The organism is Nocardiopsis flavescens (assembly GCF_900141985.1).
In the GTDB taxonomy this organism is placed as follows: domain Bacteria; phylum Actinomycetota; class Actinomycetes; order Streptosporangiales; family Streptosporangiaceae; genus Nocardiopsis; species Nocardiopsis flavescens.
In genome coordinates, this window is record NZ_FQZK01000019.1 from 75,504 (window position 1) to 98,932 (window position 23,429).

General features: G+C 73.9%; 17 protein-coding genes and 1 CRISPR repeat array. Of the genes, 6 read left to right on the forward strand and 11 right to left on the reverse strand.

All coding sequences use genetic code 11. The annotated features are described in order from the left end of the window. The first annotated feature begins 1,798 nt into the window (after positions 1 to 1,798). Both BUE45_RS24280 and BUE45_RS24285 read left to right on the forward strand, forming a co-directional pair. Positions 1,799 to 2,887, forward strand: a complete 1,089-nt coding sequence (locus tag BUE45_RS24280) for a S1 family peptidase (RefSeq protein WP_073382120.1) — start codon at positions 1,799 to 1,801, stop codon at positions 2,885 to 2,887. Between the two features lie 533 nt (positions 2,888 to 3,420). Next, complete coding sequence (locus BUE45_RS24285; protein ID WP_073382122.1) at positions 3,421 to 4,560, forward strand: S1 family peptidase; 1,140 nt, start codon at positions 3,421 to 3,423, stop codon at positions 4,558 to 4,560. A gap of 245 nt (positions 4,561 to 4,805) precedes the next feature. On the opposite strand, the gene BUE45_RS24290 is transcribed toward BUE45_RS24285, so the two are convergent. Next, on the reverse strand, positions 4,806 to 6,416 hold the full coding sequence (locus BUE45_RS24290; RefSeq protein ID WP_084737770.1) for an amidohydrolase: 1,611 nt from the start codon (positions 6,414 to 6,416) through the stop codon (positions 4,806 to 4,808). Positions 6,417 to 6,536: 120 nt separating this feature from the next. Continuing rightward, complete coding sequence (locus BUE45_RS24295; protein WP_073382125.1) at positions 6,537 to 7,841, reverse strand: MFS transporter; 1,305 nt, start codon at positions 7,839 to 7,841, stop codon at positions 6,537 to 6,539. A 184-nt stretch (positions 7,842 to 8,025) separates the two neighbouring features. Here BUE45_RS24295 and BUE45_RS33575 point away from each other — a divergent pair, with 184 nt between their 5' ends. Further along, entirely contained in the window at positions 8,026 to 9,909 is a 1,884-nt protein-coding gene (locus BUE45_RS33575) for a PucR family transcriptional regulator (protein WP_245833448.1), read from the forward strand. A gap of 195 nt (positions 9,910 to 10,104) precedes the next feature. Here the strand turns inward: BUE45_RS33575 and BUE45_RS24310 are convergent, their stop codons facing one another. Beyond that, positions 10,105 to 10,710, reverse strand: coding sequence for an NAD(P)-dependent oxidoreductase (locus BUE45_RS24310; protein WP_143173465.1), 606 nt, complete (start codon positions 10,708 to 10,710; stop codon positions 10,105 to 10,107). A gap of 266 nt (positions 10,711 to 10,976) precedes the next feature. On the opposite strand from BUE45_RS24310, the gene BUE45_RS24315 reads away from it, so the two are divergent. Beyond that, positions 10,977 to 11,585, forward strand: coding sequence for a TetR/AcrR family transcriptional regulator (locus tag BUE45_RS24315; protein ID WP_073382130.1), 609 nt, complete (start codon positions 10,977 to 10,979; stop codon positions 11,583 to 11,585). Positions 11,586 to 11,691: 106 nt separating this feature from the next. Here the strand turns inward: BUE45_RS24315 and BUE45_RS24320 are convergent, their stop codons facing one another. Next, a complete protein-coding gene (locus BUE45_RS24320) occupies positions 11,692 to 12,486 on the reverse strand; it encodes an SDR family NAD(P)-dependent oxidoreductase (RefSeq protein ID WP_073382132.1) in 795 nt (264 codons plus the stop codon). Between the two features lie 108 nt (positions 12,487 to 12,594). Continuing rightward, the gene (locus tag BUE45_RS24325; protein WP_073382135.1) at positions 12,595 to 13,203 is read right to left on the reverse strand and encodes a TetR/AcrR family transcriptional regulator; all 609 of its coding nucleotides are present in this window, start codon (positions 13,201 to 13,203) and stop codon (positions 12,595 to 12,597) included. A gap of 73 nt (positions 13,204 to 13,276) precedes the next feature. Between BUE45_RS24325 and BUE45_RS24330 the strand changes: the two genes are divergently transcribed. Next, on the forward strand, positions 13,277 to 14,092 hold the full coding sequence (locus BUE45_RS24330; RefSeq protein ID WP_073382137.1) for an SDR family NAD(P)-dependent oxidoreductase: 816 nt from the start codon (positions 13,277 to 13,279) through the stop codon (positions 14,090 to 14,092). A gap of 16 nt (positions 14,093 to 14,108) precedes the next feature. On the opposite strand, the gene BUE45_RS24335 is transcribed toward BUE45_RS24330, so the two are convergent. Both BUE45_RS24335 and BUE45_RS24340 read right to left on the reverse strand, forming a co-directional pair. Next, positions 14,109 to 14,963 (reverse strand): phosphotransferase, encoded by an 855-nt coding sequence (locus tag BUE45_RS24335; protein ID WP_073382200.1) that lies wholly within the window; start codon positions 14,961 to 14,963, stop codon positions 14,109 to 14,111. Positions 14,964 to 15,130: 167 nt separating this feature from the next. Further along, positions 15,131 to 15,464: direct repeats of the CRISPR family, unit length 29 nt; unit sequence GGGACCATCCCCGCGTGCGCGGGGAGCAG. 92 nt (positions 15,465 to 15,556) lie between these two features. Next, positions 15,557 to 16,033, reverse strand: a complete 477-nt coding sequence (locus tag BUE45_RS24340; protein ID WP_073382140.1) for a PPOX class F420-dependent oxidoreductase — start codon at positions 16,031 to 16,033, stop codon at positions 15,557 to 15,559. A 107-nt stretch (positions 16,034 to 16,140) separates the two neighbouring features. Between BUE45_RS24340 and BUE45_RS24345 the strand changes: the two genes are divergently transcribed. Further along, entirely contained in the window at positions 16,141 to 17,238 is a 1,098-nt protein-coding gene (locus tag BUE45_RS24345; protein ID WP_073382143.1) for an AAA family ATPase, read from the forward strand. Positions 17,239 to 17,444: 206 nt separating this feature from the next. Here the strand turns inward: BUE45_RS24345 and dop are convergent, their stop codons facing one another. From dop to arc, 4 genes are all read right to left on the reverse strand, one after another. After that, positions 17,445 to 18,962 (reverse strand): depupylase/deamidase Dop, encoded by a 1,518-nt coding sequence (gene dop / locus BUE45_RS24350; protein WP_073382145.1) that lies wholly within the window; start codon positions 18,960 to 18,962, stop codon positions 17,445 to 17,447. A 273-nt stretch (positions 18,963 to 19,235) separates the two neighbouring features. Beyond that, entirely contained in the window at positions 19,236 to 20,441 is a 1,206-nt protein-coding gene (manD, locus tag BUE45_RS24355; RefSeq protein WP_073382158.1) for a D-mannonate dehydratase ManD, read from the reverse strand. Positions 20,442 to 20,548: 107 nt separating this feature from the next. Then, positions 20,549 to 21,253, reverse strand: a complete 705-nt coding sequence (locus BUE45_RS24360) for a GntR family transcriptional regulator (RefSeq protein ID WP_073382160.1) — start codon at positions 21,251 to 21,253, stop codon at positions 20,549 to 20,551. 112 nt (positions 21,254 to 21,365) lie between these two features. Further along, complete coding sequence (gene arc / locus BUE45_RS24365) at positions 21,366 to 23,135, reverse strand: proteasome ATPase (RefSeq protein ID WP_084737775.1); 1,770 nt, start codon at positions 23,133 to 23,135, stop codon at positions 21,366 to 21,368. Between the last annotated feature and the right edge of the window lie 294 nt (positions 23,136 to 23,429).

Consider the following 23,429-nt stretch of genomic DNA (forward strand, 5'->3'; position numbering starts at 1 on the left):
CCACACCCCCGGGCCGGACCGGGGCCCGCGCCACGGTGGTTGATCTCCGAACCGGAGCGCCCGACCCCACAACCCCGGGCTGGACCAGGGCTTGCGCCACAGTGGTTGATCTCCGAACCGGGGCGCCCGACCCCACAACCCCGGGCTGGACCGGGACCCGCGCCACGTGGTTTCTCACCCGGCCGGAGTGCCCGGCCACAGCCGGTCAGCGGACCGCAACCTGCGCCACAGCCGGAGGGTGTAGCTCCCCGCTCAGGTCGCGGGGGTGAGAGCTCAACCGGAGTTCTCCAAAAGCTCAGCCATCTGGGAACGGCGGCCAGCGGAGCGTGGACCTGGCCCCGGCGCAGTCGGCGGGCGGCAGAGCGCAGGGGCGGTGCGTTGGGCGCACGTCCACAGTGGTGGGGGTGTCATCCGGGGCTGGGTCAAGCGAGGCGATCCCAGCCCGGCCGCCCGGGGCGGGAGGAATGCCCCCTGCAAAGGACCAGGCGCGCGACAAGCGGCCCGAACGTAGAACACACCCATGCCCTCCCAACGCCATAGGGGGTGAAACGTGCGCTCTCTTGGGGCCCCGGGCACAGCCGGTCAGTGTTGATCCATACCCCGACTCCAGGGGGTTGACGAGGACGTACCTCCCTCCGCAGACACATGGGGGTGAAGGCTGCGCATACCTGCTGGCCGCACCTCTGGGGGTTGTCCACCCGCCTGGAGCCCGCGCCCCCAGCGGGAGGGTGTCGCGCTGCCTCAGGTCGCGCGGGGTAGGGCCGCGGCTGCCTGCTCGCTCGACCGCGCGGGGGTGAAGGCCGCGCGAACCTGTGTGCTCGCGGCCTCGGTGCGTCGTGGTGCGGGAGGGCGCTTGGGTGCGGGTTACTACGTCTGTGGTTGGTGTTCCAAGCGAGGTCGGGAGCAACCGCGCGCCCCCGGTCGGACCTTTCCTCCCTTTGCAGGCGGTCGGGCAGGGCAGGCCTCGCCCGGACCCGCCCCCCGGACAGCACACCCCCACCACCCCGCACGTGCACCCCACGCACCCGCCCGGCCGTCTGCCGCCCGTTGCATCGTGGGGGCGGATCCGGCTCCGCCGGTCTGTACCTTTCCAAGCGGCGGGCGTCTTGGAAGCCAAAGGTTCTGGTCGGGCGCGTCCACAGACCGCCGTTTCCAGCGGGTGACCCTCTTGGAGACCTCCAAGTCCGTTTCACCCCCTGGGGCGGGGGTTGCGGGAACGCTTGCCGACACCCCCTGTGGCCGGGCCGAGCGAGTACCTGCGGCCTTACCCCGCGCGACCCGGCGTGGGAGCGATGCCCTCCGGCCGTGGCTGGGCGCTCCAGGCGGGTGAACAACCCCCAGGGGCGCGGCGGGCAGGTACCCGCGGCCCTACCCCGCGCGACCCGGCGTGGGAGCGACACCCTCCGGCTACGGCTGAGCGCTCCAGGCGGGTGAACAACCCCTAGCGGCAGGCCGATCAGATACGCGCGGCCTCACCCCGCGCGACCTGCGGTGGGAGCGACACCCTCCGGCTACGGCTGGGGGCTCCAGGCGGGTGGACAACCCCAGCGGCAGGCCGAGCAGATACGCGCAACCCCACCCCCCGCGACCTCGTGTGGGAGCGACACCCTCCGGCTGCGGCTGAGCACTCCAGGCGGGTGGGCAACCCCCACTGGTGCAGCGGGGAGCGTACCCGCCGCCCCCCGTGGCGAGTGCTCGGATGATCCCAGGTGGTGACCGAGCGGAAATCCGGGCATACCCGGCGTTACGAACCCACCGGGTCCGCTCCCCCGTCCCTTCCCACAAGGAAGCTCCCCCCATGAGACTCTCCCCCGCCCTGGCCGCGCTCGGCCTGGGCGCCGCGCTGCTCGCGGCGTCCGGCCCCGCTTCGGCCGACACCTCCGACACCACCACCGCCCACACCCCCCTCGACGCCCTGGTCCGGGACCTGGACCTGACCCCCGCACAGGCCAACGGCCTGCTGGAGGCGCAGGCCGGGGCCGCGCGCACGGACGCCGCCGCGGCGCGGCTGGACGCCTACGCCGGCTCGTCCTTCGACCCCCGGACACGCGTGCTGACGGTCCGGGTCACCGACCCCGGCGCCGCTGCGGCCGTCGAGGCCCTGGGCGCCGAGGCCGCCGTCGTCGACCGCGACCCCCTCCAGACCGTCCGCGCCCTGGACGCCGCCGCCCCCGAGGGCGTCCTGGGCTGGTACCCCGACCCCTCCCCCGGCTCCGACACCGTCGTGGTCGAGGTGGCGCCCGGCGCCCCCGCCCCGGACCTGGGCGTGCCCGCCGACGTCGTGCGGCTGGTGGAGGCCGCGCCCCCGCGCACGTACGGGCAGATCATCGGCGGCCACCGGTACTCCGCCAACGGCGCCCGCTGCACCATCGGCTTCTCGGCCCGCGGCGCGGGCGCGGAGGGCTTCCTGACCGCCGGCCACTGCGGCGCGGTCGGCGACACCTTCCCGGGCCCCGACGGCCCGCTCGGCGTGTTCCGCCACTCGGTCTTCCCCGGCTCCGACGGCGCGTTCGTGCAGGTCTCGCCGCCGTGGGTGGTCACCAACCTGGTCGAGAACTACAGCAGCGCCCGACTGGGGATCACCGGCTCCACCCCCGCCCCGATCGGGTCCGCGGTGTGCGTGTCCTCGCCGACCTACGGCTGGCAGTGCGGCACGCTCCAGTCCCGCAACCAGACCGTGAACTACCCCGAGGGCAGCGTGCGCGGCCTGTTCCGGGCGAACGTGTGCGCGGGCCCCGGGGATTCGGGCGCGCCGCTCGTGTCGGGCAGCCAGGCGCAGGGGATCGTCTCCGGCGGTTCGGGCGCGCCCGGCTCCGGGTGCACCGTGTTCGGCCAGGAGGTCAACCCGCTGCTGGCGATGTGGGGTCTGACGCTGGTGACCGCCTGACCGGTTCCGCGTGCTGCAACGGGGCGGCCGTCCTTTTTCGGACGGCCGCCCCGGCCTTTGCGGGCGCAAGGGACCCGGAGGGTGATTCCGGACAGTGAACGGTACTTCTCCACTTTTGTGTGTCGACTCCGCAAAAGGGAAGCCGTGACCTCGGTTGTTACCGGGGTGTAGCCAGATACTCACGACGGGAACTGCGTTCCGTGACCGCATCCGGCCACCTTGCCCCCCTTGATGCACCCCCTGTTACCCGAAGAGTAACCGGGCGAACGCGGAAAAAGACAAGGTCGTTCAACCTTCGATTACCAACAGCCACCGCGGTACCGGGTTTCATCGGATGATCCGCCGTCGACTTGTGCGCTTTCCCGAGAATGCGGGTCTTTCCCTCGCCAAAATGTGCACTTATGGTTTGGAATCGTTTACTGAGCGTCTCAGTGGACTTCGCCCGGTGGTCCAATCCCACCTGGCGTGAGGGACGTCCGCTCCCACCGGAACGGACTCCCATCCCCCGTCAATCCCCCTGGAGAGTAGGGATCATGCGACCCTCCCCCGTCATCTCCGCCGTAGGAACGGGAGCCCTGGCCTTCGGCCTGGTGCTCGCGATGTCCCCCGGCGCCTACGCGGCCAACGCACCGCTGGCCCCCGTCGCCGACGATAACCCCGCCACCATGGTCGAAGCGCTGGCGCGCGACCTCGACCTGACCGAGGCCGCGGCCCTGGACCTCCTGGAGGCCCAGGAGGCCTCCCTGGACGTCGACGCCGAGGCCACCGAGGCCGCGGGCTCCGCCTACGGCGGGTCCCTGTTCGACATCGAGACCCAGGAGCTCACCGTCCTGGTCACCGACGCCGACGCCGTCGCGGCGGTCGAGGCGGCCGGTGCGCAGGCCGAGGTCGTCGAGCACGGCACCGAGGGCCTGGCCGAGGTCGTCGAGGCACTCGACACCGCCGACGCCCCCGAGGGCGTCACCGGCTGGTACCCGGACATCACCGCCGACACGGTCGTCGTCGAGGCCCTGGCGGGCACCGACGTCGCCTCCCTGCTCGACGACGCGGGCGTGGACGCCTCCACGGTCGAGGTCGTCACCGTCGACGAGACCCCGCAGCTGTACGCGGACATCATCGGCGGCCTGGCCTACACCATGGGCGGCCGCTGCTCGGTCGGCTTCGCGGCCACCAACAGCGCCGGCCAGCCGGGCTTCGTCACCGCCGGCCACTGCGGCACGGTGGGCACCGCGGTGACCATCGGCAACGGCCGCGGCACCTTCGAGCGCTCGGTCTTCCCGGGCAACGACGCGGCGTTCGTGCGGGGCACCTCCAACTTCACCCTGACCAACCTGGTCAGCCGCTACAACTCCGGCGGCTACCAGTCCGTCACCGGCACCTCCCAGGCGGCGACCGGGTCGGCCATCTGCCGCTCCGGCTCCACCACCGGCTGGCACTGCGGCACCCTCCAGGCCCGCAACCAGACCGTCCGCTACCCGCAGGGCACCGTCAACGCGCTCACCCGCACCAACGTGTGCGCCGAGCCCGGCGACTCCGGCGGCTCGTTCATCTCCGGTTCGCAGGCGCAGGGCGTCACCTCCGGTGGCTCCGGCAACTGCTCCTTCGGCGGCACCACCTACTACCAGGAGGTCCTGCCGATGGTGAACTCGTGGGGCGTCCGCATCCGCACGTAGCACCGAGCAGCACCCCGGTGTCCCCGTCCGCGCCCACGGCGCGGGCGGGGACACCCCCGTTCTCCGGGGCGGGGGTCCGTGCCGGTGAGGCGACGGGACGGGCCGAGAACGCGGGCATGCCGCCGGCCCCGTGTACGGGGACGGGCCCGGACCCCGCCCCCGCGCACGGACACCGGCGCCCCCGCGGGTGCGCGCCCCCGCGCCGCTCCCGCCGGGTCCGCCGACCGGTCGGTCGGTCGGTCGGCTCAGGCCCGGTGGACGACCTCGCCGTCCAGGACGGTGAGCCAGGCGTCGACCGAGCGCAGCTCGTCCGGCCCCAGGCCCTCGACGTCGCGGTCCAGGACCACCACGTCGGCCAGGTAGCCCGGCTTCAGGGCGCCGAGCCGGTCCTCCATGCCCACCGCGTGCGCCGCGTCCAGGGTGTGCGCGCGCAGCGCCTCGTGCAGGGTGACCGCCTGGTCGGCGCCGATCTCGTCGCCCTCGCGGGTGGTGCGGCCCACCGCGTTGGCGATGGTGTCCATCGGGCGCAGGCTGGAGACGAACGAGTCGCTGGACAGCGCCGGGCGCAGCCCCAGGTCGAGCTCCTCCCGCATCGGCTGGAGCCGGTGGGCCCGGTCGCCCAGGCGGCGCAGGAAGTCGCGCCCGCTGTCGTAGAGGAAGTTGGGCTGGTTGACCGGGATGACCCCGTACTCGGTGAACCGCCTGGCCTGCTCCACCGTCGGGTACCCGCAGTGCTCCACGCGGGGCCGCGGGTCGGGCCCGGAGACCTTCGCCGCCGAGGCGATGGCCGCCAGCGTGTGCTCCATGGCGGCGTCGCCCTGGGTGTGGATCGCCACCTGCCAGCCCTCGCGGGCGGCCCGGGTGACCAGGTCCACCAGCTGGTCGGGGTGGTGGTACATGCTGCCGGGGAACTGGCCGCGCTCGCCGTAGGGGACGGTGAACTTGGCGGTGCCGCCCAGCAGGGTGCCGTCGGAGTAGAACTTCATGCCCGTCAGGCGCAGCCACTCGTCGCCGAACGGCGAGGCCAGCCCCGCCTGCGTGAGGGCGTCGAGCTGGTGCGACAGCGGCATGCCGAAGGTGCGCAGCGGCAGCGTCCCCGCCTCCCGGGCGGCCCGGTACACGCGCAGCTCGCGCGCGGACACCTGGGGGTCGCACACGGTGGTCACGCCCGCGGACAGGTAGGGCCCCGCCGCGTCGGACAGCCAGCCCAGCAGGTGCTCGGTGGGCAGGTCGGTGTGGAAGTTGGGGCCGTGGCAGCCGATGTCCACGGCCAGCGGCAGCAGCAGCTCCATGGCGGCGTCGGTGACCATGCCGGTCAGGCGCCCGCCCTCGTCGCGCACGAACGAGCCGCCCGCCGGGTCGGGCACGTCCTCGCCGATGCCGCTCCAGGCCAGGGCCGCCGAGTTCACGACGGCCTGGTGCCCGGACACGTGGTAGACGATCACGGGGTGCTCGGTGGTGGCCCCGTCCAGGTCGCGGCGGGTGGGCCGCCCCCCGGGGTACTTGGCGTCGTCCATGGAGAACGCGCGGATCCACTGCCCGGCCGGGGTGCGGGCGGCCTCGGCGGCGAGCGCGGCGACCAGCTCGGCGGCGCTGCCGACCGCGGGGTAGCGCGCGTCGACGGCGGCCAGGGACTCGGCCGTGGACAGCAGGTGGTTGTGCGGGTCGATGAACCCGGGCAGGACGGTGCGCCCGCCCGCGTCGATCTCGGCGGCGCCGGGCCCGGCGGCGGCGCGCGCCTGCTCGGCCGTGCCCGCCAGGAGCACGCGCCCGTCGCGCACGGCCAGGGCCCGGGCGCGGGGACGGGAGTCGTCCATGGTGAGGACGGCGGCGTTGTGGATGAGCAGGCCGGGCACGGCTTCCCCCTCTTTCGGGTACGGGTGGGGCCCCCGGGGCGGGCCGAAGGACGGACGGTCCGCCCCGGGGAGGCGGTGGTGTTCGGTGCGGGGGCCGGACCGGCGGGGTCCGGCCCCGGGTCAGGAGCGGGCGGGGGCGACCAGGTCGGCGTCGCGGTACCGGGGCGCGTTGGCCAGGCAGACGATGCTGACCAGCGCCATGGCCATGAGCAGGCCCGCCACCGGCAGGATGCTGCCGGTCGCCGCGTACAGGGCGGTGCTGACCAGCGGCGAGAGGCCGCCGAAGATCGCGCCGGCGACCTGGTAGGCGATGGAGATGCTCGTGTAGCGGGCGCGCGGCGGGTACATCTGGGCGAGTACCCGGGCGATCGGCCCGTAGACGGCGGCCATGGCCAGGCGCATCACGCACAGCGCCAGGAAGATGAGGCCGACGCTTCCGGTCTCCAGGACCAGGAACTGCGGGATCGCCAGGACCATGACGCCGACCAGGCCGATGGTGACCACGCGCACGGTGCCGTAGCGGTCGCCCAGCCAGGACACCGCCAGGGTCGCCACCAGCTCCACGAACGCGGCCAGGCTCAGCCCGTTGAGGATGAGCTGTTCGCTGATGCCGACCTCGGTGACCCCGTACCCCTGGAGGAACGTGGTGACGATGTAGTAGCCGCCGACCGCGACGGGCAGGATGCCGATGCCCAGCAGCAGCGTCCGCCAGGAGGTGCGCAGCGCCTCGCGGACGGGCAGCTCGGCGGGCGCGTCGTCGTCCTGCACGGCCTCGAAGACCGGGGACTCCTCCACCTTGAGGCGGATGAACAGGCCGACCAGGACCAGCAGCACCGACGCCAGGAACGGCAGGCGCCAGCCCCAGTCGTGCAGGACCTCGGAGTTCCAGGCGGCGATGAGGCTGAAGGAGCCGGTGGCCAGCAGCGCGCCGGCCGGGTTGCCCAGCTGGGCGAAGGAGCCGTAGAAGGTCTTGCGCTCCTCGGGCGCGTGCTCGACGGCCATGAGGACGGCGCCGCCCCACTCGCCGCCCACGGCGATGCCCTGCACGAACCGCAGCACCACCAGGAGCAGCGGGGCGAAGAACCCGATCTGCTCGTAGGTGGGCAGCAGGCCCACGCAGAAGGTGGCCACGCCCATCATCAGCAGGGTGATGACCAGCGCCGACTTGCGGCCGAGCCGGTCTCCGTAGTGGCCGAAGATCAAGCCGCCCAGCGGCCGGGCGAAGAAGCCGACGGAGAAGGTCGCGAAGGAGGCCATGAGGCCGACGACCGGGTCGGTCCCGGGCGGGAAGAACTGGGTGCCGAACACCAGGGCCGCGGCCGTGGCGTAAACGTAGAAGTCGAACCACTCGATGGTGGTGCCGACGAAGGCCGCCACGGCCGCACGCGCGGGGTGCGAGGACGTGGGGGCGGTCCGCTCTGACATGGGAACTCCGGGTGCGCGTGGCGCGGTCGTCGGATACTGCTCAGGTGCTGTTGTGACCGTAGACACTCCCCCGTCACCGGTGCCGGGATGATCCGCACAAGGCGTACCGTGACAAAAGTGCGGTGCGCACAATCGGGTGCCCGCGCCCGACGGCGCCGTGCGCCGCTGTGACCTGGGGGGAAGCGTGAGCATCACCGTCCGCGACATCGCCGCGGCACCTCATCTGGAGGTGAACACCGCGGCCGGGTTCCCGGGCCTGGACCGGGTGGTGCGCTGGGCGCACGTCACCGAACTGCCCGACCCGGTGCACTGGCTGCGCGGGGGCGAGCTGGTGCTGACGGTGGGACTGGGGCTGGACCCCGACGAGGAGGGGCGGCGCGCGTACGTGCGGCGGCTGCACGGGGCCGGGTGCGCCGGGCTGGCGTTCGCCATCGACGTGTGGCTGCGCGGGGCGATCCCGGCCGAGGTGCTGGACGAGGGCGACCGGCTGGGGTTCCCGGTGCTGCGGGTGGAGGGCGAGACGCCGTTCATCGCGGTGGTGGAGACGGTGGCCGACCACTACGCCGCCGAGCGCGGCCGGGAGCAGGGGCGGGTGCTGGCCGCCCAGGACGCGATGGCCCGGGCGGCGCTGCGCTCGGGCCCGGCCGGGGTGATGCACGAGCTGGCGTCGGCGACGTCCGGGGAGTGCCTGCTGCTGGACCGCAACGGGATGACCAGCCGGGCCGTCCCCGGCACCGAGCGGGCCTGGCACGGGTCGGTGCGCGCCGCGGTGGCCGGGCCCGCCCGCACCCCGGGCATGCGGATCCTGGCCGGGGACGGAACGTCCGGGACGGGTGGGGTGGGAGGGATGTCCAGGACAAGTGATGCGGGCGGAACGGGCGGAGTAGGAGGAACGGGTGGAGGGGTGCCCGGTGCCCGTACGACCGGCGCGGGGCGGACCGGGACGGGTGGCACGGCCGACACGGCGTCCGGTGACCGTACGGGAGGCGGCGCGGTGACCGGTGAGGCACCCGGTGCGGGTGAGACGGCGGGGGCAGCGGCCGGTCCCGGCACCGCGACCGGTGCGGGCGGTACCCCTGCGACGACCGGTGGCCGTACGGGAGTCGGTGCGGGCGCGGCCCCGGCCGGCGAGGGCTCCGGGGCCGGGGAGAGCGGCGGGGGCGGCGGTGCGGGCGCGGTGCTGTTGCAGACCCTGGGCACCACCGGCCGCACCCTGGGGTGGCTGGCCCTGCGGTGCGCCGACCCGGCGGCGAGCGTGCGGGTGCTGGCCAACCACGCGGCGTCGCTGCTGGCCGTGGACCTGCTGCACTCGCGCGACGCCCGGCGGGCGATCTTCCGGGAGCGGGCCCCGCTGCTGCGGGCCGCCGCGCTGGGCGGCCCGGCGGGCGTCGCGCCGACGCTGCCGCCCCCGCCCTGGGAGGTGGTCTGCTACCGGCTCGGCCGGGACGCCGACCCCGCGCCGGGGACCCCGGACGCGCTGGACGCGGCGGCCGACGCCCTGGTGGAGGTGCTCGGCGACACCGGTGCGGCGCAGAGCGCGGGGCTGTGCCCGCTGGACGGGGTGCTGGTGGCGGTGCTGCCCGACACGGGGCGCCCGCACGCCGGGGAGCGGCTGCTCGCCCTGCTCCCGGGGGTGCCCGCGGCCGGGGCGTGCCGGGCGCGGGGGCCGGGCGACCTGGCCTCGGCGGTGTCCCGGGCGCGCGGGGCGGTGCCGCCGCACGGGTACCGGCACGTGGACGAGGCGGACGCCTGGGCGATCCTGCGGTCGGCGGTCCCCGAGAGCGGGTCCCGGGCGTTCACCGAGGCCGTGCTGGGGCCGCTGCTGGAGCACGACGCGCGCAACGGCACGGAGCTGGCGCACACCCTGCGGCACCACCTGGACGGCGGCGGCCACGTGGAGGGCACGGCCCGGGACCTGGGCGTGCACCGCAACACGCTGCGGGCGCGGCTGCGCACCGCGGAGCGGGTGCTGGGCCGGTCGCTGTCCGATCCGCGCGCCCGCCTGGAGCTGTGGACGGCGCTGAGCCTGCACCCCCTGCGCTGCACCGACGGCACCTGGCACGACTGAGCAGCGCCGGTGTCCGTCCGCCGGGGCGCCCCCGTGCCCCGGCGGACGGACCGCGGCGCCCCGGGGGTGCCGGGACGGGGCCCGCCGGAGCGCTCGCCGGCGGGCGGCGCGCCGCCGTCGGCCGTGTCCGCGCACACCCGGGGCCGTCGGACACCGGCGGTCCTCCCCGCCGCACGTGGGGAGGACCGCCGGAGATCAGGCGGCGACGGTGTAGAGCCGTCCGGAGTGGGCGTCGTTCTCTATCTCGTCCACGAAGGCCACGGCGTAGTCGGCGTCGCTGATCCGGCTGCGCCCGTACTCGTCGGTGAGGACGACGTCGCCGCCGACCCGGTAGCGGCCGGTGCGCTCGCCCTCGCTGACGAGTTCGACGGGCGGGGCCAGGTAGGTCCACCGCAGGTCGAGGCTGATCTGGTACAGGAAGTACGCGCGCTCCAGGGAGCGCGCCAGGTCGCGCAGGGGCCCGCGGGCCATCCTGCTCTGCCAGTAGGTGGCGGTCCGGGACTCGTCGGCGTACAGGTGGCCGGGGCTGCCGGCCACGACGAGCCGGACCGGGGTGCCGGTGAGCAGCGAGATCAGGTGGCGGTCGACTTCCAGGTGGTCGCGTTCGCGGCCCACCTGGGCCTGGTGGGCGTTGACCAGCACGTCCAGGCCGTCGAGATCGCCGTAGCCGATCTCCATGGGGTCGCGGCCCATCGCGCACACGTCGTGCCCTCGCTGGCGGGCCTCGGCCGCGATGAGCGCTCCGATGCCCGTGGTCGCGCCGATGACACCGATCCGCATGGGAGTGGCGTTGTCTTGCATGGCGGGTCCTTAGGGACAGGTGCTTGAACTGGTGCGGGGCCGTCGAACCGGAAGCGGGACGGTCCCCCACCAAAGAGAGTGAAGTGACGGAGAGGTCTCCGCCACACATCACAAACGTACCGGAGAGGTCTCCGCCAGACAATCCCCGAATCCTGTGACGCACCCCGCAGCCCCCGCCGAAAACGCTGCCTGAACTGGGATGACAAGAAATCGAAAAGTCGGCTAACCTATGACGGAGAGATCTCCGCCAACGAAGGACCACGACCGTGTCTACCAAGCGCGTCGAGCAACTGCACGCCCAAGGCGTCCGCACGCGCGCCCACCTGCTGGAGACCGCCCGCGAGGCGTTCGCCGGCTGTAGTGACGCCTCCCTCAACTCCATCGCCAAGAAGGCCGGAGTGGGCATCGGTACGCTGTACCGCCACTTCCCCACCCGCGAGGACCTGATCTTCGAGCTGTACCGCGCCGAGGTGCAGCAGATGGCGCAGGCCGCCGACGACCTGCTCGACGAGCACCCGCCGCTGGACGCCTTCCGGCTGTGGCTCACCAGGTTCGCGCGCTACGCCATGACCAAGGCCGGACTCATCGGCGCCCTCCAGAGCGCCACCAGCCGCGGACGCTTCGCCCAGGAGGCCCGCGGGCCGCTGACCGCCGCGCTGGGACGCCTGCTGGAGGCCAACCGCGCCGCCGGGACCCTGCGCGCGGACCTCACCCCCGACGACGTGCTGCTGGCCATCGCCGGGCTGTACCAGCTCGACCCCGCCGAGGACTGGGAGCCGCGCGCCAAGCGCATCCTCGAACTCGTCTGCCTGGGGCTGTGCCGCCGGGACGGGGCCCGCGCCGTGGGGGCCGGGGGCGCCGCCGGGGCGGTCTGACCGGGGCACCGGCCGGACTCCGCCCCGAGCGGGACCGGGCCTTCGCCCGCGCACCCGGGCGCCGCTCCCGCCGTGCGGGTCCGGGCCCGCCGCCGCACCCGCCGGGTCAGGGCAGGATCGAGTCCACGTAGCCGCCGTCCACCCGCAGCGCGCCGCCGGTGGTGGCCGAGGCCAGCGGCGAGGCCAGGTAGACGACCATGTTCGCGATCTCCTCGGGCTCGATGAGCCGCTGGATCAGGGACATCGGGCGGTGCTCGCGCATGAACACGCGCTGCGCCTCCTCCCAGGGCAGGTCCCGGTCCACCAGCTCGTAGACGAAGTCCTCGACCCCGCCGGTGTGCGTGGGCCCGGCGATGACGGAGTTGACGGTGACGCCGGTCCCGGCGGCCTCCTTGGCGAAGCCGCGGGTGACCGAGAGCAGCGCGGTCTTGGTCATGCCGTAGTGGATCATCTCCGCGGGGACCACCACCGCCGAGTCGCTGGCGATGTTGAGGACGCGGCCCCAGGAGCCGACGGTCATGCCGGGCAGGTAGGCGCGGGTGGTGCGCACGGCGGTCAGGACGTTGACCTCGAAGTAGCGGCGCCACTCCTCGTCGGTGATCTCCAGGGCGGGGCGGGCCCCGAAGACGCCCAGGTTGTTGACCAGGACGTCGACCGCGGGGACGGCCTCCAGGACGCGGGCCAGGCCGTCGTCGCCGGTCAGGTCGCCGGGGGCCGCGACGAGGTCGGCACCGGGGTGGTCGGCGGCGATGCGCTCCCGGGCCCGGTCCACGGACTCGGCGGTGCGGCCGTTGACCGCGACCCGCGCCCCCGCGCGGGCCAGGCCGGTCGCGATGGCCGCGCCGATGCCCTGGGTGGAGCCGGTGACCAGGGCCGTCTTCCCGGAGAGGTCGATGTGCACGGTGCGCCCTTCGTCGGAGTCCAGTGGGGACGAAGGTAGTTGCACACGCGCACTAAATGCAACCACACCGAAACGGGTGTCGCCCCTCCGGACGGTGCCGGGGCGGTGTCAGGCCCGGACGGCCGCGACCGCCTCGTCCCAGAGGTCTTCGAGGGAGGCCCCGCCGTCCAGCCGCAGCCAGGTCTCGGTGGCCACGTCCAGGCAGGTGAGCGCGGTGGCGATGACAGCGGCGGCCCGGTGCTCGGCCCTCACCCCGTCGAACCCGCGCTCCTCGCGCAGGCGCCGGGCCAGCTCGGGGACGAGGATCTCCTGCCAGGAGAGGTGCTTCTCCAGGCTGCGCGTGCGCAGGGAGGGGGCCCGGTGCATCATCCGGGCGATGCCCAGGTCCGCGGCGGGGTCGACGGGGCCCTCGTCGCGCAGCGCCAGCAGGGCCGCGCGCACCGCCGCCCAGGGCTCCTCGCCCGGCGGACGGGCGGCCAGCGCGGCGCCGATGCGGTGGCCCCGGTCGACCATGTCGCCCAGGACCACGTCCTCCTTGGTCGCGAAGTAGCGGAAGAAGGAGCGGCGGGAGATGCCGGCGGCCTCGGCGATCTGGTCGATGGTCGTCTCCTCGAAGCCGTGCTCCAGGAAGAGGGCCATCCCGACCTCGGCGATCTCGCGGTGGACCGCGCGGCGCGTGCGCTCCCGCAGGCCGGGGGTCGGTTCTCCAGTGCTCACCCGGCCAGCCTACCCGTTCGGCATTCAGGCGCGATGTTGACACTTGGTGCCATGTGTGGCGTAGAGTGCTGCCATGACGATAGACCACGCCTCCCAGACCGCCCTCATCACCGGCGCCAGCTCCGGCATCGGCGCCGCCCTGGCCCGCGCGCTCGCCGCGCGCGGCAGCGGCCTGGTGCTCGTCGCCCGCCGCGCCGAGCGTCTGGAATCCCTGGCCGCCGAACTGCGCGGGGCCCACGGCGTCCGCGTGGAGACCGTCTCCGCCGACCTGGCCCGGCCCGGGGCGGGCCGGGCGCTGGCCGCGGAGGTGGACCGGCGGGGCATCCGCGTGACGGCCCTGGTCAACAACGCCGGGATCGGCGCGGACGGGCCGTTCGCCGACCAGGACCCCGAGGAGATGGAGGCGCTGCTCGCCCTCAACGTGACCGCGCTGGTGGACGTCTCGCGGGCGTTCGTCGGACGGCTGGACGAGGGCGGCTACCTGGTCAACATCGCGAGCATGGCCGCGTACCAGCCGATCCCGGGGATGGCGGTGTACGCGGCGAGCAAGGCGTTCGTGCTGAGCTTCACCGAGGCGCTGTGGTGGGAGACGCGCGGGCAGGGGCCGCGCACGCTCGTCTTCTCGCCGGGGCTGACCCGGACGGAGTTCTTCGACGGGATCGGCACGGAGGGGTACCCGGCGGACTTCCGGACGCCCGACCAGGTCGCCGCGGCGCTCGTGCGCGTGCTGGACCGCCGCCGGTCGGTGCCCGGTGCGTTCGGGCGGGCGGCGGACGCGGTCGGCGCGACCCTGTCACGGGTGCTCGGGCGACGGGCCGCCGTGCTGGTGACGGCGCGGGTGGCCGGGTCGGCGGGGCTGATGCGCAAGGTGCGCCCGGCGGGGGTGTGAGGCCGGGGGCGGGCGGTCAGACGCGGACGTTCGGGTCGGCGCCGGTGTCGCGGACGGCGCGGATGCGGCCGAGCCACTCCGTGCCCATGCGGAGCCCGTCGGGGAAGAGGTCGTCCCGGTCCCAGCGCCAGGCGGTGACCAGGGCCAGCACGAGGAGGCCGCACTCGCGCAGCAGGGCCGGGTCGGCGCCGGGGTAGTGGGCGGCGACCTCGGCGGGGGCGTGGGCGAGGTCGAACTCGACGGGGCCGCGGCAGCAGGTCTCGAAGTCGATGAACAGCGGACCGCGGTCGGTGTCGAGCACGTTGCCGGGGTGCGGCTCCCCGTGCAGCGCCTGCTCGGGGGCGCCGTGCTCCAGGATCGTCCGCCGCTGGGACCGCAGGGTGTCGGCGAGCAGCTCGCGGTCGGCGTCGGCCAGGGCCGGGGTCCGGTCGCGGTCGGCCACCAGCCGCTGCGCCTGCCCGATACGGTCGGCGAAGTGCGGCATCGGGACGTCCAGGCCGCGCATGCCGGCGTGCAGGCGGCGGAGCGCGTCGGCGTGGTCGGCGGGGCCGGGGTGCCCGGAGGCGGGGGCCGTGTAGTGGGTCCAGAGCGTGACCTCGAAACCGTCGCGCTCGTGGACGCGGGGCCCGGACCGGGGGTCGAGGGCGGCCACGGGCGCGCCAGCGGCGGCGAGGCGGTGGGCGATGTCGACCTCGAACCGGGCCACCCCGTGCCCGAGGGGCCCGACCCGGGCCATGACGTCGCAGGGCAGCAGGCGCAGGGCGAGCTTGTTGGAGTCGTGGAGCACGACCGCGTCGTCGGCCGCCAGGCCGAGGGAGGCCGCGATCGCGGTGGCGGCGGCGATCGCATGACGCCTTTCGGACTCCCGCATGGCCACCCGGCCCCTTTCCCCGGCAGGCCGCCGAAGGTCACCGGCGGCACCCGCGCACCGTACCAAGGGACGGTTCCGGCCGCCCGCGATTTTTCGGCCGCCCGGGAGGGCATCCCCGCGTGCGCGGGGAGACAGGTGACTGCCCGGCGTGAGGGGGAGGTGTCGCCGGGACCATCCCCGCACGCGCGGGGAGCAGCCCCACGCCCGTGCATTCCTCGGGCCATTGCCGGGACCATCCCCGCATGCGCGGGGAGCAGGCGGCCTCGTCCGTGCTCAGCAGTGCAGTGGCGGGACCATCCCCGCGTGCGCGGGGAGCAGCCCGTGGTGGCCGCTGACGGGGTGCGGATCATGGGACCATCCCCGCGTGCGCGGGGAGCAGGGCACCGCAGCCGACAAGGTCGTCGACGCCGTGGGACCATCCCCGCGTGCGCGGGGAGCAGAGCTTGTGGAAGCGCGCCGCCAACAGGACCGAGGGACCATCCCCGCGTGCGCGGGGAGCAGAGTAAATGACCTGGGCGAACACACCCGGGGACCCGGCGGTTTTCAACGTTTCCGAGAAACAGACAGAACACCCACCCGGCCCCGGGGCGGGCTCAGCCCTGGGACGGGGGCAGGCGGTCCGCGGGGAAGCCACCGGTGGCGATCGGGCCCCAGCGCTTCGGGGTCACCCGGACGAGCGCCTTCCCCTGGCGGCGCATCGCCTCCCGGTACTCCTCCCAGTCCGGGTGCTCGCCCGCGATCACCCGGAAGTACTCCACCAGCGGCTCCACGGCGTCCTCGCCGTCGACGACCTCGGCCTCCCCGTCCACCTGCACCCACGCGCCGCCGAAGTCGTCGGACAGCACCACCACGCTCACCTGCGGATCGCGCGCGGCGTTGCGGGCCTTGGCCCGCTCCGGGTACGTGGAGACGACGATCCGCCCCTGGGCGTCCACGCCGCAGGTCACCGGCGAGGCCTGCGGCCCGCCGCCGCCCCTGCGCGTGATGAGCAGCGCGTTGTGCCGGGGCCGGACGAACTCCAGCAGTCCGTCCAGGTCCACGGTGGTGTTGGTCGCGATCGAAGGACTCATGGGCCTCTTTCTTCAGCGGGAACCGGCCCAGACTATCCCCGCGCCCGCCCGCGCCCAAGGGCTCCGCACCCCTCCCCCGGCCGCCGGGCGTGTCCTAGAGTCGGAGCGTGCTTCCCGTCGTCTGGCTCCTGGGCGCCTCCGGGGTGGGCAAGTCCACCGTCGGCCACCGGCTGCTGTCCGCGGCGGCCGGCGCCGGGGTGGGCGCCGCGTTCGCGGACACCGACCAGCTGCGCCTCGCCTCCGGGATGGCGGCCTCGGAGACGGAGCTGATCGCCGCCGCCCTCCCCGCGCTGAGCCGCGGGTACCGCGCGCACGGCGCGCGGGTCCTGGTGGTCGCCGGGCAGGCCGACGACCCCGGCCACCTGGAGCGGCTGCTGCCCGGCGTCCCCCGTGAGCGGGTGCTCGCCGTCCACCTGCACGCGGACCCGGACACGGTCCGTACGCGGGTGCGGCGGCGCGGGTGGCGCGTCGACCTCGCCGATGCCGCCGCGGACCGCGCCGCCCGGCTCGACGCCGGCTTCGCCGACCTGCGGCTGGACACCGCGGGCCGCTCCCCCGCCGACCTCGCCGCGCGGGTGGCCGCCGCCCTCCCCGCCCACCTGGAGGGCACGGCCGCCGACCCCGGGGACGACGGCCCACCTGCCCCCGCGACGGCCCCCCGGCGCGCCGTCGTACTCACCGGCCCGGGCGGGGTGGGCCTGTCCACCGCGGGGTTCGGGGCCTTCTCCCGGATCGCGCGCACCGGCGAGCCCGTCGGCTACCTCGACGCGCACCAGCTGGGGTTCCTCGGAACCCGCTCCCGCGAAGACCGCCTCGCCCCGATGCGCGCCGCCCACACGCGGGCCGTCGCGGCGGTGCTGGCGCGGGGCGGTGCGCGGACCGTGGTGGCCGGCGGCGACCCGCTCACGGTCCGGTCGCTCCTGGACGCGTGGCGGCCCGGGGCGGTCACGGTGTTCTGGCTGCACGCCCCGCCGGCGGACCTGGCCGGGCGCATCACCCGGCGGGCGCGCGGGGAGGGGCCCGCGATCCCGGGCGACCACCGGGCGGGCCTGGCCGGCAGCGCGCTGGCCGCGGCGGTCGAGGCCGCCGTCCTGGAGAGCGGGCGCGCCGGGCTCCGCCCCCGCAACGCGCAGGTCCTCGACACCGGCGGCATGGACGCGGAGCAGGTGGCCGACGTCCTCGCGGCGGCCCTGCCCCGCCTGTAGGGCCCGGAACCCGTCACACGCGGCCGGGCGCGGACCGGTGGCGCCTTCCGGCCCGCCCCGTGTCAGGGCCGGCCCGCGGACGCGGGCGGTACGGCCGTCCCCGGGGCGGCGGGAGGACGGGCCGCCCCACCGCGCCCGCCGGCGCCGGCCGCACGATCGCGGGCGCGCCGGCCGGGGCGGGGGCGCCGGGCGCCCCCGCCGCCGCGTCAGCGGTTGCCGGACAGGACCGCGACCAGGTCGGCGGCGGTCGGCGAGGCGTCCAGCAGCGCCCCCACGTGCTCCTTCGTCCCGCGGAGCGGCTCCAGGGTCGGCACCCGCTGGAGCGAGTCGTAGCCCGGCAGGTCGAAGATCACCGAGTCCCACGACGCCGCCGCCACCGAGTCCGCGTACTTGGCCAGGCACCGCCCGCGGAAGTACGCCCGGGTGTCCTCCGGCGGCTCGGTCACCGCGCGCTGCACCCGGGGCTCCTCCAGCAGCCGCCGGATCCGCCCGCGCGCCACCAGGCGGTTGTAGATCCCCTTGTCGGGGCGCACGTCCGAGTACTGCAGGTCCACCAGCTGGAGCCGCGGGTGCGACCAGTCCAGCCCGTCCCGGGAGCGGTACCCCTCCAGGACCTTCAGCTTGGCCACCCAGTCCAGCTCCTCGGCCAGGTCCATCGGGTCGCCGCCCAGCCGGGTGAGCACCGACTCCCACCGGTCCAGCACGTCCGCGGTGTCGGGGTCCACGTCCGTCCCGTACCGGTCCTCCACGTACTTGCGCGCCTGGTCCAGGTACTCGCCCTGGAGCTCCAGGGCGGTCATCCGGCGACCGTCGCGCAGCTTCACCCGGTGGGCGAGCGCCGGGTCGTGGGACACCGCCCGCAGGTCGGCCACCGGGGTCTCCAGCGACAGGTCCACGCTGATGAACCCGTCCTCGATCATCGACAGCACCAGGGACGTCGTCCCCAGCTTGAGGTAGGTGGAGATCTCGCTCAGGTTGGCGTCGCCGACGATCACGTGCAGCCGCCGGTACTTGTCCGGGTCGGCGTGGGGTTCGTCCCGCGTGTTGATGATGGGACGCTTCAGGGTGGTCTCCAGCCCCACCTCCACCTCGAAGAAGTCGGCCCGCTGGGAGAGCTGGAAGCCCGTCCCCTGCCCGTCGGCGCCGATGCCGACCTTGCCCGCGCCCACCACCACCTGGCGGGAGACGAAGAACGGGACGAGGTGGCGGACGATGTCGCCGAACGGCGTCGACCGCTTCATCAGGTAGTTCTCGTGGCAGCCGTAGGAGGCGCCCTTGTTGTCGGTGTTGTTCTTGTACAGCTGGATGGGCTCGATGCCGGGCGTGGCCCCGGCCCGGGCCGCGGCGTCGGCCATCACCCGCTCACCCGCCTTGTCCCACAGCACCGCGTCGAGGGGGTTGGTGACCTCCGGCGCCGAGTACTCCGGGTGGGCGTGGTCCACGTACAGCCGCGCCCCGTTGGTGAGGATGACGTTGGCCAGCCCCAGGTCCTCGTCCGTGAGCTGCGTGGGGTCCGCCACCTCCCGTGCCAGGTCGAAGCCGCGCGCGTCGCGCAGCGGGTTCTCCTCCTCGAAGTCCCACCGTGCCCGTCGCGCCCGGGCCGCCGAGGCGGCAAGGTAGGCGTTGACCACCTGGGTTGAGGTGACCATCGCGTTGGCCCCGGGGTTGCCCGGCACGGAGATCCCGTACTCGGTCTCGATACCCATAATCCGCCGCACACTCATGCTGAGAGATTATCCACCGGGGAGCGGTCTTGAACGCTTCCGCGTCGATTGTGGCCCAAGCGCCGTCTTGACGGGAGTTCCGGGCGCCCCGGCGCGCCGTTGTCATCGCAGGTGGGACGGGCTTTCCCGGAGTCGGCAAAATCCTTTCGCCCTATTTTGTCGGAATGTCGGCGATTCGTCGGACCGGGCCCTTGGCGCCGATACCCGTCCGGTCCGGCCCCGCACCGTTCCCGCGCCCCCGGGCGGGCCGGGACGGGGCCGGACCGCCGCGCCTCACCAGTCGTGGACCGTGCCGTCCAGGCGCCGGTTCACCGGGAGGTAGCGGGGCTCGTAGGGGAACCGGGCCGCCGCCTCCTCGTCGAACTCCACCCCCAGCCCGGGCGCGTCCCCGGGGTGCATGTACCCGTCGGCGAACGTGTAGCCGGTGCGGAACACCTCGCCCACCGGGCCGGTGTGGCCCATGTTCTCCTGGATGCCGAAGTTGGGGATCGTCAGGTCCACGTGCAGCGCGGCGGCCATCGCGATCGGCGACAGGTCCCCGGCCCCGTGCGAGCCCGACTTGACCCCGTACAGCTCCGCCAGGGAGAACACGCGGCGCAGGTGGGTGATGCCGCCGGTGTGCGAGACCGAGGTGCGGATGTAGTCGATGAGCCGCTCGGTGATGAGCTGCTGGCAGTCCCAGATGGAGTTGAACACCTCGCCCACGGCCAGCGGCGTGGTGGTGTGCTGCCGGATCAGCCGGAAGGCGGCCTGGTCCTCGGCCGGGGTGGGGTCCTCGATCCAGAACGGCCGGTAGGGCTCCAGCGCGGCGCCCAGGCGCCCGGCCTCGACGGGGGTGAGCCGGTGGTGGACGTCGTGCAGCACGTGGACCCCGTAGCCGAACTCCTCGCGGATGCGGGCCATGACGGTGGGCACGAAGTCCAGGTAGAGGGGGGTCTCCCACAGGTTCTCCTGCGGCAGGGCGGCGTCGGCCGGCTCGTAGACGGCGCCGCCGGAGATCCCGTAGTTGGCCTCCAGGCCGGGAACGGCCGCCTGGACCCGGACGGCCCGGTAGCCCAGGTCGAGGTGGCGCTGGAAGTCCGCGGACAGCTCGTCCAGGGTCGTGCCGCTGGCGTGCCCGTAGACCAGGACGCCGTCCCGGGCGGGGCCGCCGAGCAGCTGGTGGACGGGCATGCCCGCGGCCTTGCCCTTGATGTCCCACAGGGCGACGTCGACGGCGGCGATGGCGGCCATGGTCACCGGGCCGCGCCGCCAGTAGGCGCCCTTGTAGAGGTAGTGCCAGGTGTCCTCGATCCTGCGGGCGTCGCGGCCGATGAGCAGGGGGCACACGTGGTCGCTCAGGTAGGAGGCGACGGACAGCTCGCGGCCGTTGAGCGTGGCGTCCCCGACGCCGGTGAGTCCGTCCTCGGTCTCGATGACCAGGGTGACGTAGTTGCGGCCGGGCGACGAGACGATGACGCGGGCGTCGGTGATCCTCACGGGGGGCCTTTCCGTTGCCGGGGGTTCGGGGCGGCGGGGGTCGCCCCTGGGCCTCGCAGCATACTTGTATGCAAGCTGGGCTGCCAGCCCCCGGCGCCGCCCGGGCCTCAGGTGAAGTAGCCCGGGTGGGCCCCCCGCACCCGGTCCACCGTCGCCAGGATCAGCCGCAGGTGCCCGGTCAGCACCGCGTCCCCGCCCTCGGCGTCCCCCGCGGCCAGGGCCTCCACCAGGGCCCGGTGCTCCCCCACCAGCACGTCGAACCCGGTGGTGTCGGGCAGGGCGAGCCTGCGCACCCGGTCCATCTGCGGCCGCGCCCGGCGCGCCACCCGGCCCGCGCCCGGGTGCCCCGCGGCGTCGAAGAACAGCTGGTGCAGGCGCTGGTCCAGGTCGAAGAACCCCTCGATGTCCCCGCGGTCGCGGGCCCGCTCCTGCTCCCGCAGGTTCTCCCGCATCGCCTCCAGGTCCCGCGGCCCGGCCCCGCGCACGGCGTCCCGGAACGCGGCGCGCTCCAGGGCCTCGCGGACGAACTGGGCGTCGGCCAGCCCCTGCCGGTCGATGCGGGCCACGAACGTGCCCTGCTGGGGGAACACGTCCACCAGCCCCTCCTCCGCCAGGCGGTACAGGGCGTCGCGCACGGGCGTGCGGCTCACCCCCAGCCTGGCCGCCAGCTCGTTCTCCGACAGGCGGCGGGCAGGCTCCAGGCGCACGCTCACGATGGCCTCGTAGAGCCAGTCGTACACCTGGGCGGACAGGCCCCGGGAGTGCCTCTTGAACACGGGGGCGGCGTCCGGGGGCGGTTCGGCGGCGGTCATACCCGGCATGCTGCCACATCCCCGCGGGGCCCCGGCGCCCGCGGAGCCGGGCCCCGGGCCCGCGGACACGGAAGGGGGCCGGCCCGCGGGCCGGCCCCTCCACCGCCGATCGCTACAGGTACTGGCCCGTGTTGGCGACCGTGTCGATGCTCCGCCCGGAGTCCGCGCCCTTCTTGCCGGTCACGAGGGTCCGGATGTAGACGATGCGCTCGCCCTTCTTTCCGGAGATCCGCGCCCAGTCGTCGGGGTTGGTGGTGTTGGGCAGGTCCTCGTTCTCGCTGAACTCGTCGACGCACGCCTGGAGCAGGTGCGCGACCCGGATCCCCTTGGAGTCGTGGTCGATGAAGTCCTTGATGGCCATCTTCTTGGCCCGCGAGACGATGTTCTCGATCATGGCGCCGGAGTTGAAGTCCTTGAAGTACAGGACCTCCTTGTCACCGTTGGCGTAGGTGACCTCCAGGAACCGGTTCTCCTCGCCCTCGGTGTACATCCGCTCCACGACCGTCTGGATCATGGCGTCCACCGTGGCCCGGGTCGAGCCGCCGTGCTCGGCCGTGTCCTCCCCGTGCAGCGGGAGGTCCTCGGTGATGTACTTGGCGAAGATGTCCCGGGCCGCCTCGGCGTCGGGCCGCTCGATCTTGATCTTGACGTCCAGGCGGCCGGGCCGCAGGATCGCCGGGTCGATCATGTCCTCGCGGTTGGAGGCGCCGATGACGATGACGTTCTCCAGGCCCTCGACACCGTCGATCTCGCTGAGCAGCTGCGGGACGATCGTGTTCTCCACGTCGGAGGACACGCCCGAGCCGCGGGTGCGGAAGATCGAGTCCATCTCGTCGAAGAACACGATGACCGGGGTGCCCTCGGACGCCTTCTCCCGCGCGCGCTGGAAGACCAGGCGGATGTGCCGCTCGGTCTCGCCCACGTACTTGTTGAGCAGCTCCGGGCCCTTGATGTTGAGGAAGAAGCTCTTGCCGACGTCGCGGCCGGTGCGCTCGGCGACCTGTTTGGCCAGCGAGTTGGCGACCGCCTTGGCGATGAGCGTCTTTCCGCAGCCGGGCGGGCCGTACAGCAGCACGCCCTTGGGGGCGCGCAGCTTGTGCTCGCGGAACAGGTCCTTGTGCAGGTAGGGCAGCTCGACCGCGTCGCGGATGAGCTCGATCTGCCCGGACAGGCCGCCGATGTCGGTGTAGGCGATGTCGGGGACCTCTTCGAGGATCAGCTCCTCGACCTCGGACTTGGGGATGCGCTCGTACACGTACCCCGAGCGCGGCTCCAGCAGCAGGGAGTCGCCCGGCCGGATCGGCTCGTCGCGCAGCGGGTCCGCCAGGCGGACGATGCGCTCCTCGTCGTGGTGGGAGATCACGAGGGCGCGCTCGCCGTCCTCCAGGATCTCTTTGAGCATCACGACCTCGCCGACCGTCTCGAAGGACTCCACCTCGACGACGTTGAAGGCCTCGTTGAGCATGACCTCCTGGCCCGGGCGCAGCGCGTCCAGGTCCACCGAGGGGCTCACGTTGACCCGCATCTTGCGGCCGTTGGTGAAGATCTCGACGGTCTCGTCCTCGCGCCCGCCCAGGAAGACGCCGAAGCCGGAGGGCGGTTGCGCCAGCCGGTCGACCTCCTCCTTGAGCGCCACGATCTGCTCTCGGGCCTCCTTGAGCGTGGAGACCAGCCGTTCGTTCTGTCCGTTGGACGCCGCGAGGTTGGCCTGGGCCTCCCTGAGCCGCTCCTCCAGCAGGCGCACATGTCGGGGCGAGTCGGCGAGCTTGCGCCGGACCACGCTGAGTTCCTTTTCCATGTAGGAGACCTGGGCCGTGAGTTCAGCGACTTCACGGTCCCGGTCGCTCTGACGCTCGTCTTCGCGCTCGGCCACGTCCGCCACCTCCCTTTGAGAAGGACGACTACTCGGGAGCGTACCTACCCCTGCCCCATTCCTAACCTCCCAGCTTCGAGGAGTGTCGTAGGCCTCATTTCCAGGTCTTGCGTCAGTGCAGGTCACAGTGCTAGAGAGTGACCCGGCGTAATGAGAAAGTAACCTCTCGGGCGGGACCGGGTCACGCTGCGGCGCGGCGGCGCCGCGCACGTCGCCGGGGATGAAACGGACATGTTTACGCCCCGCCGGGTCAGGGCAGGGCGCCCCGACCGCACCCGGTCCCCGCGCGCACGAAGGCCCGCC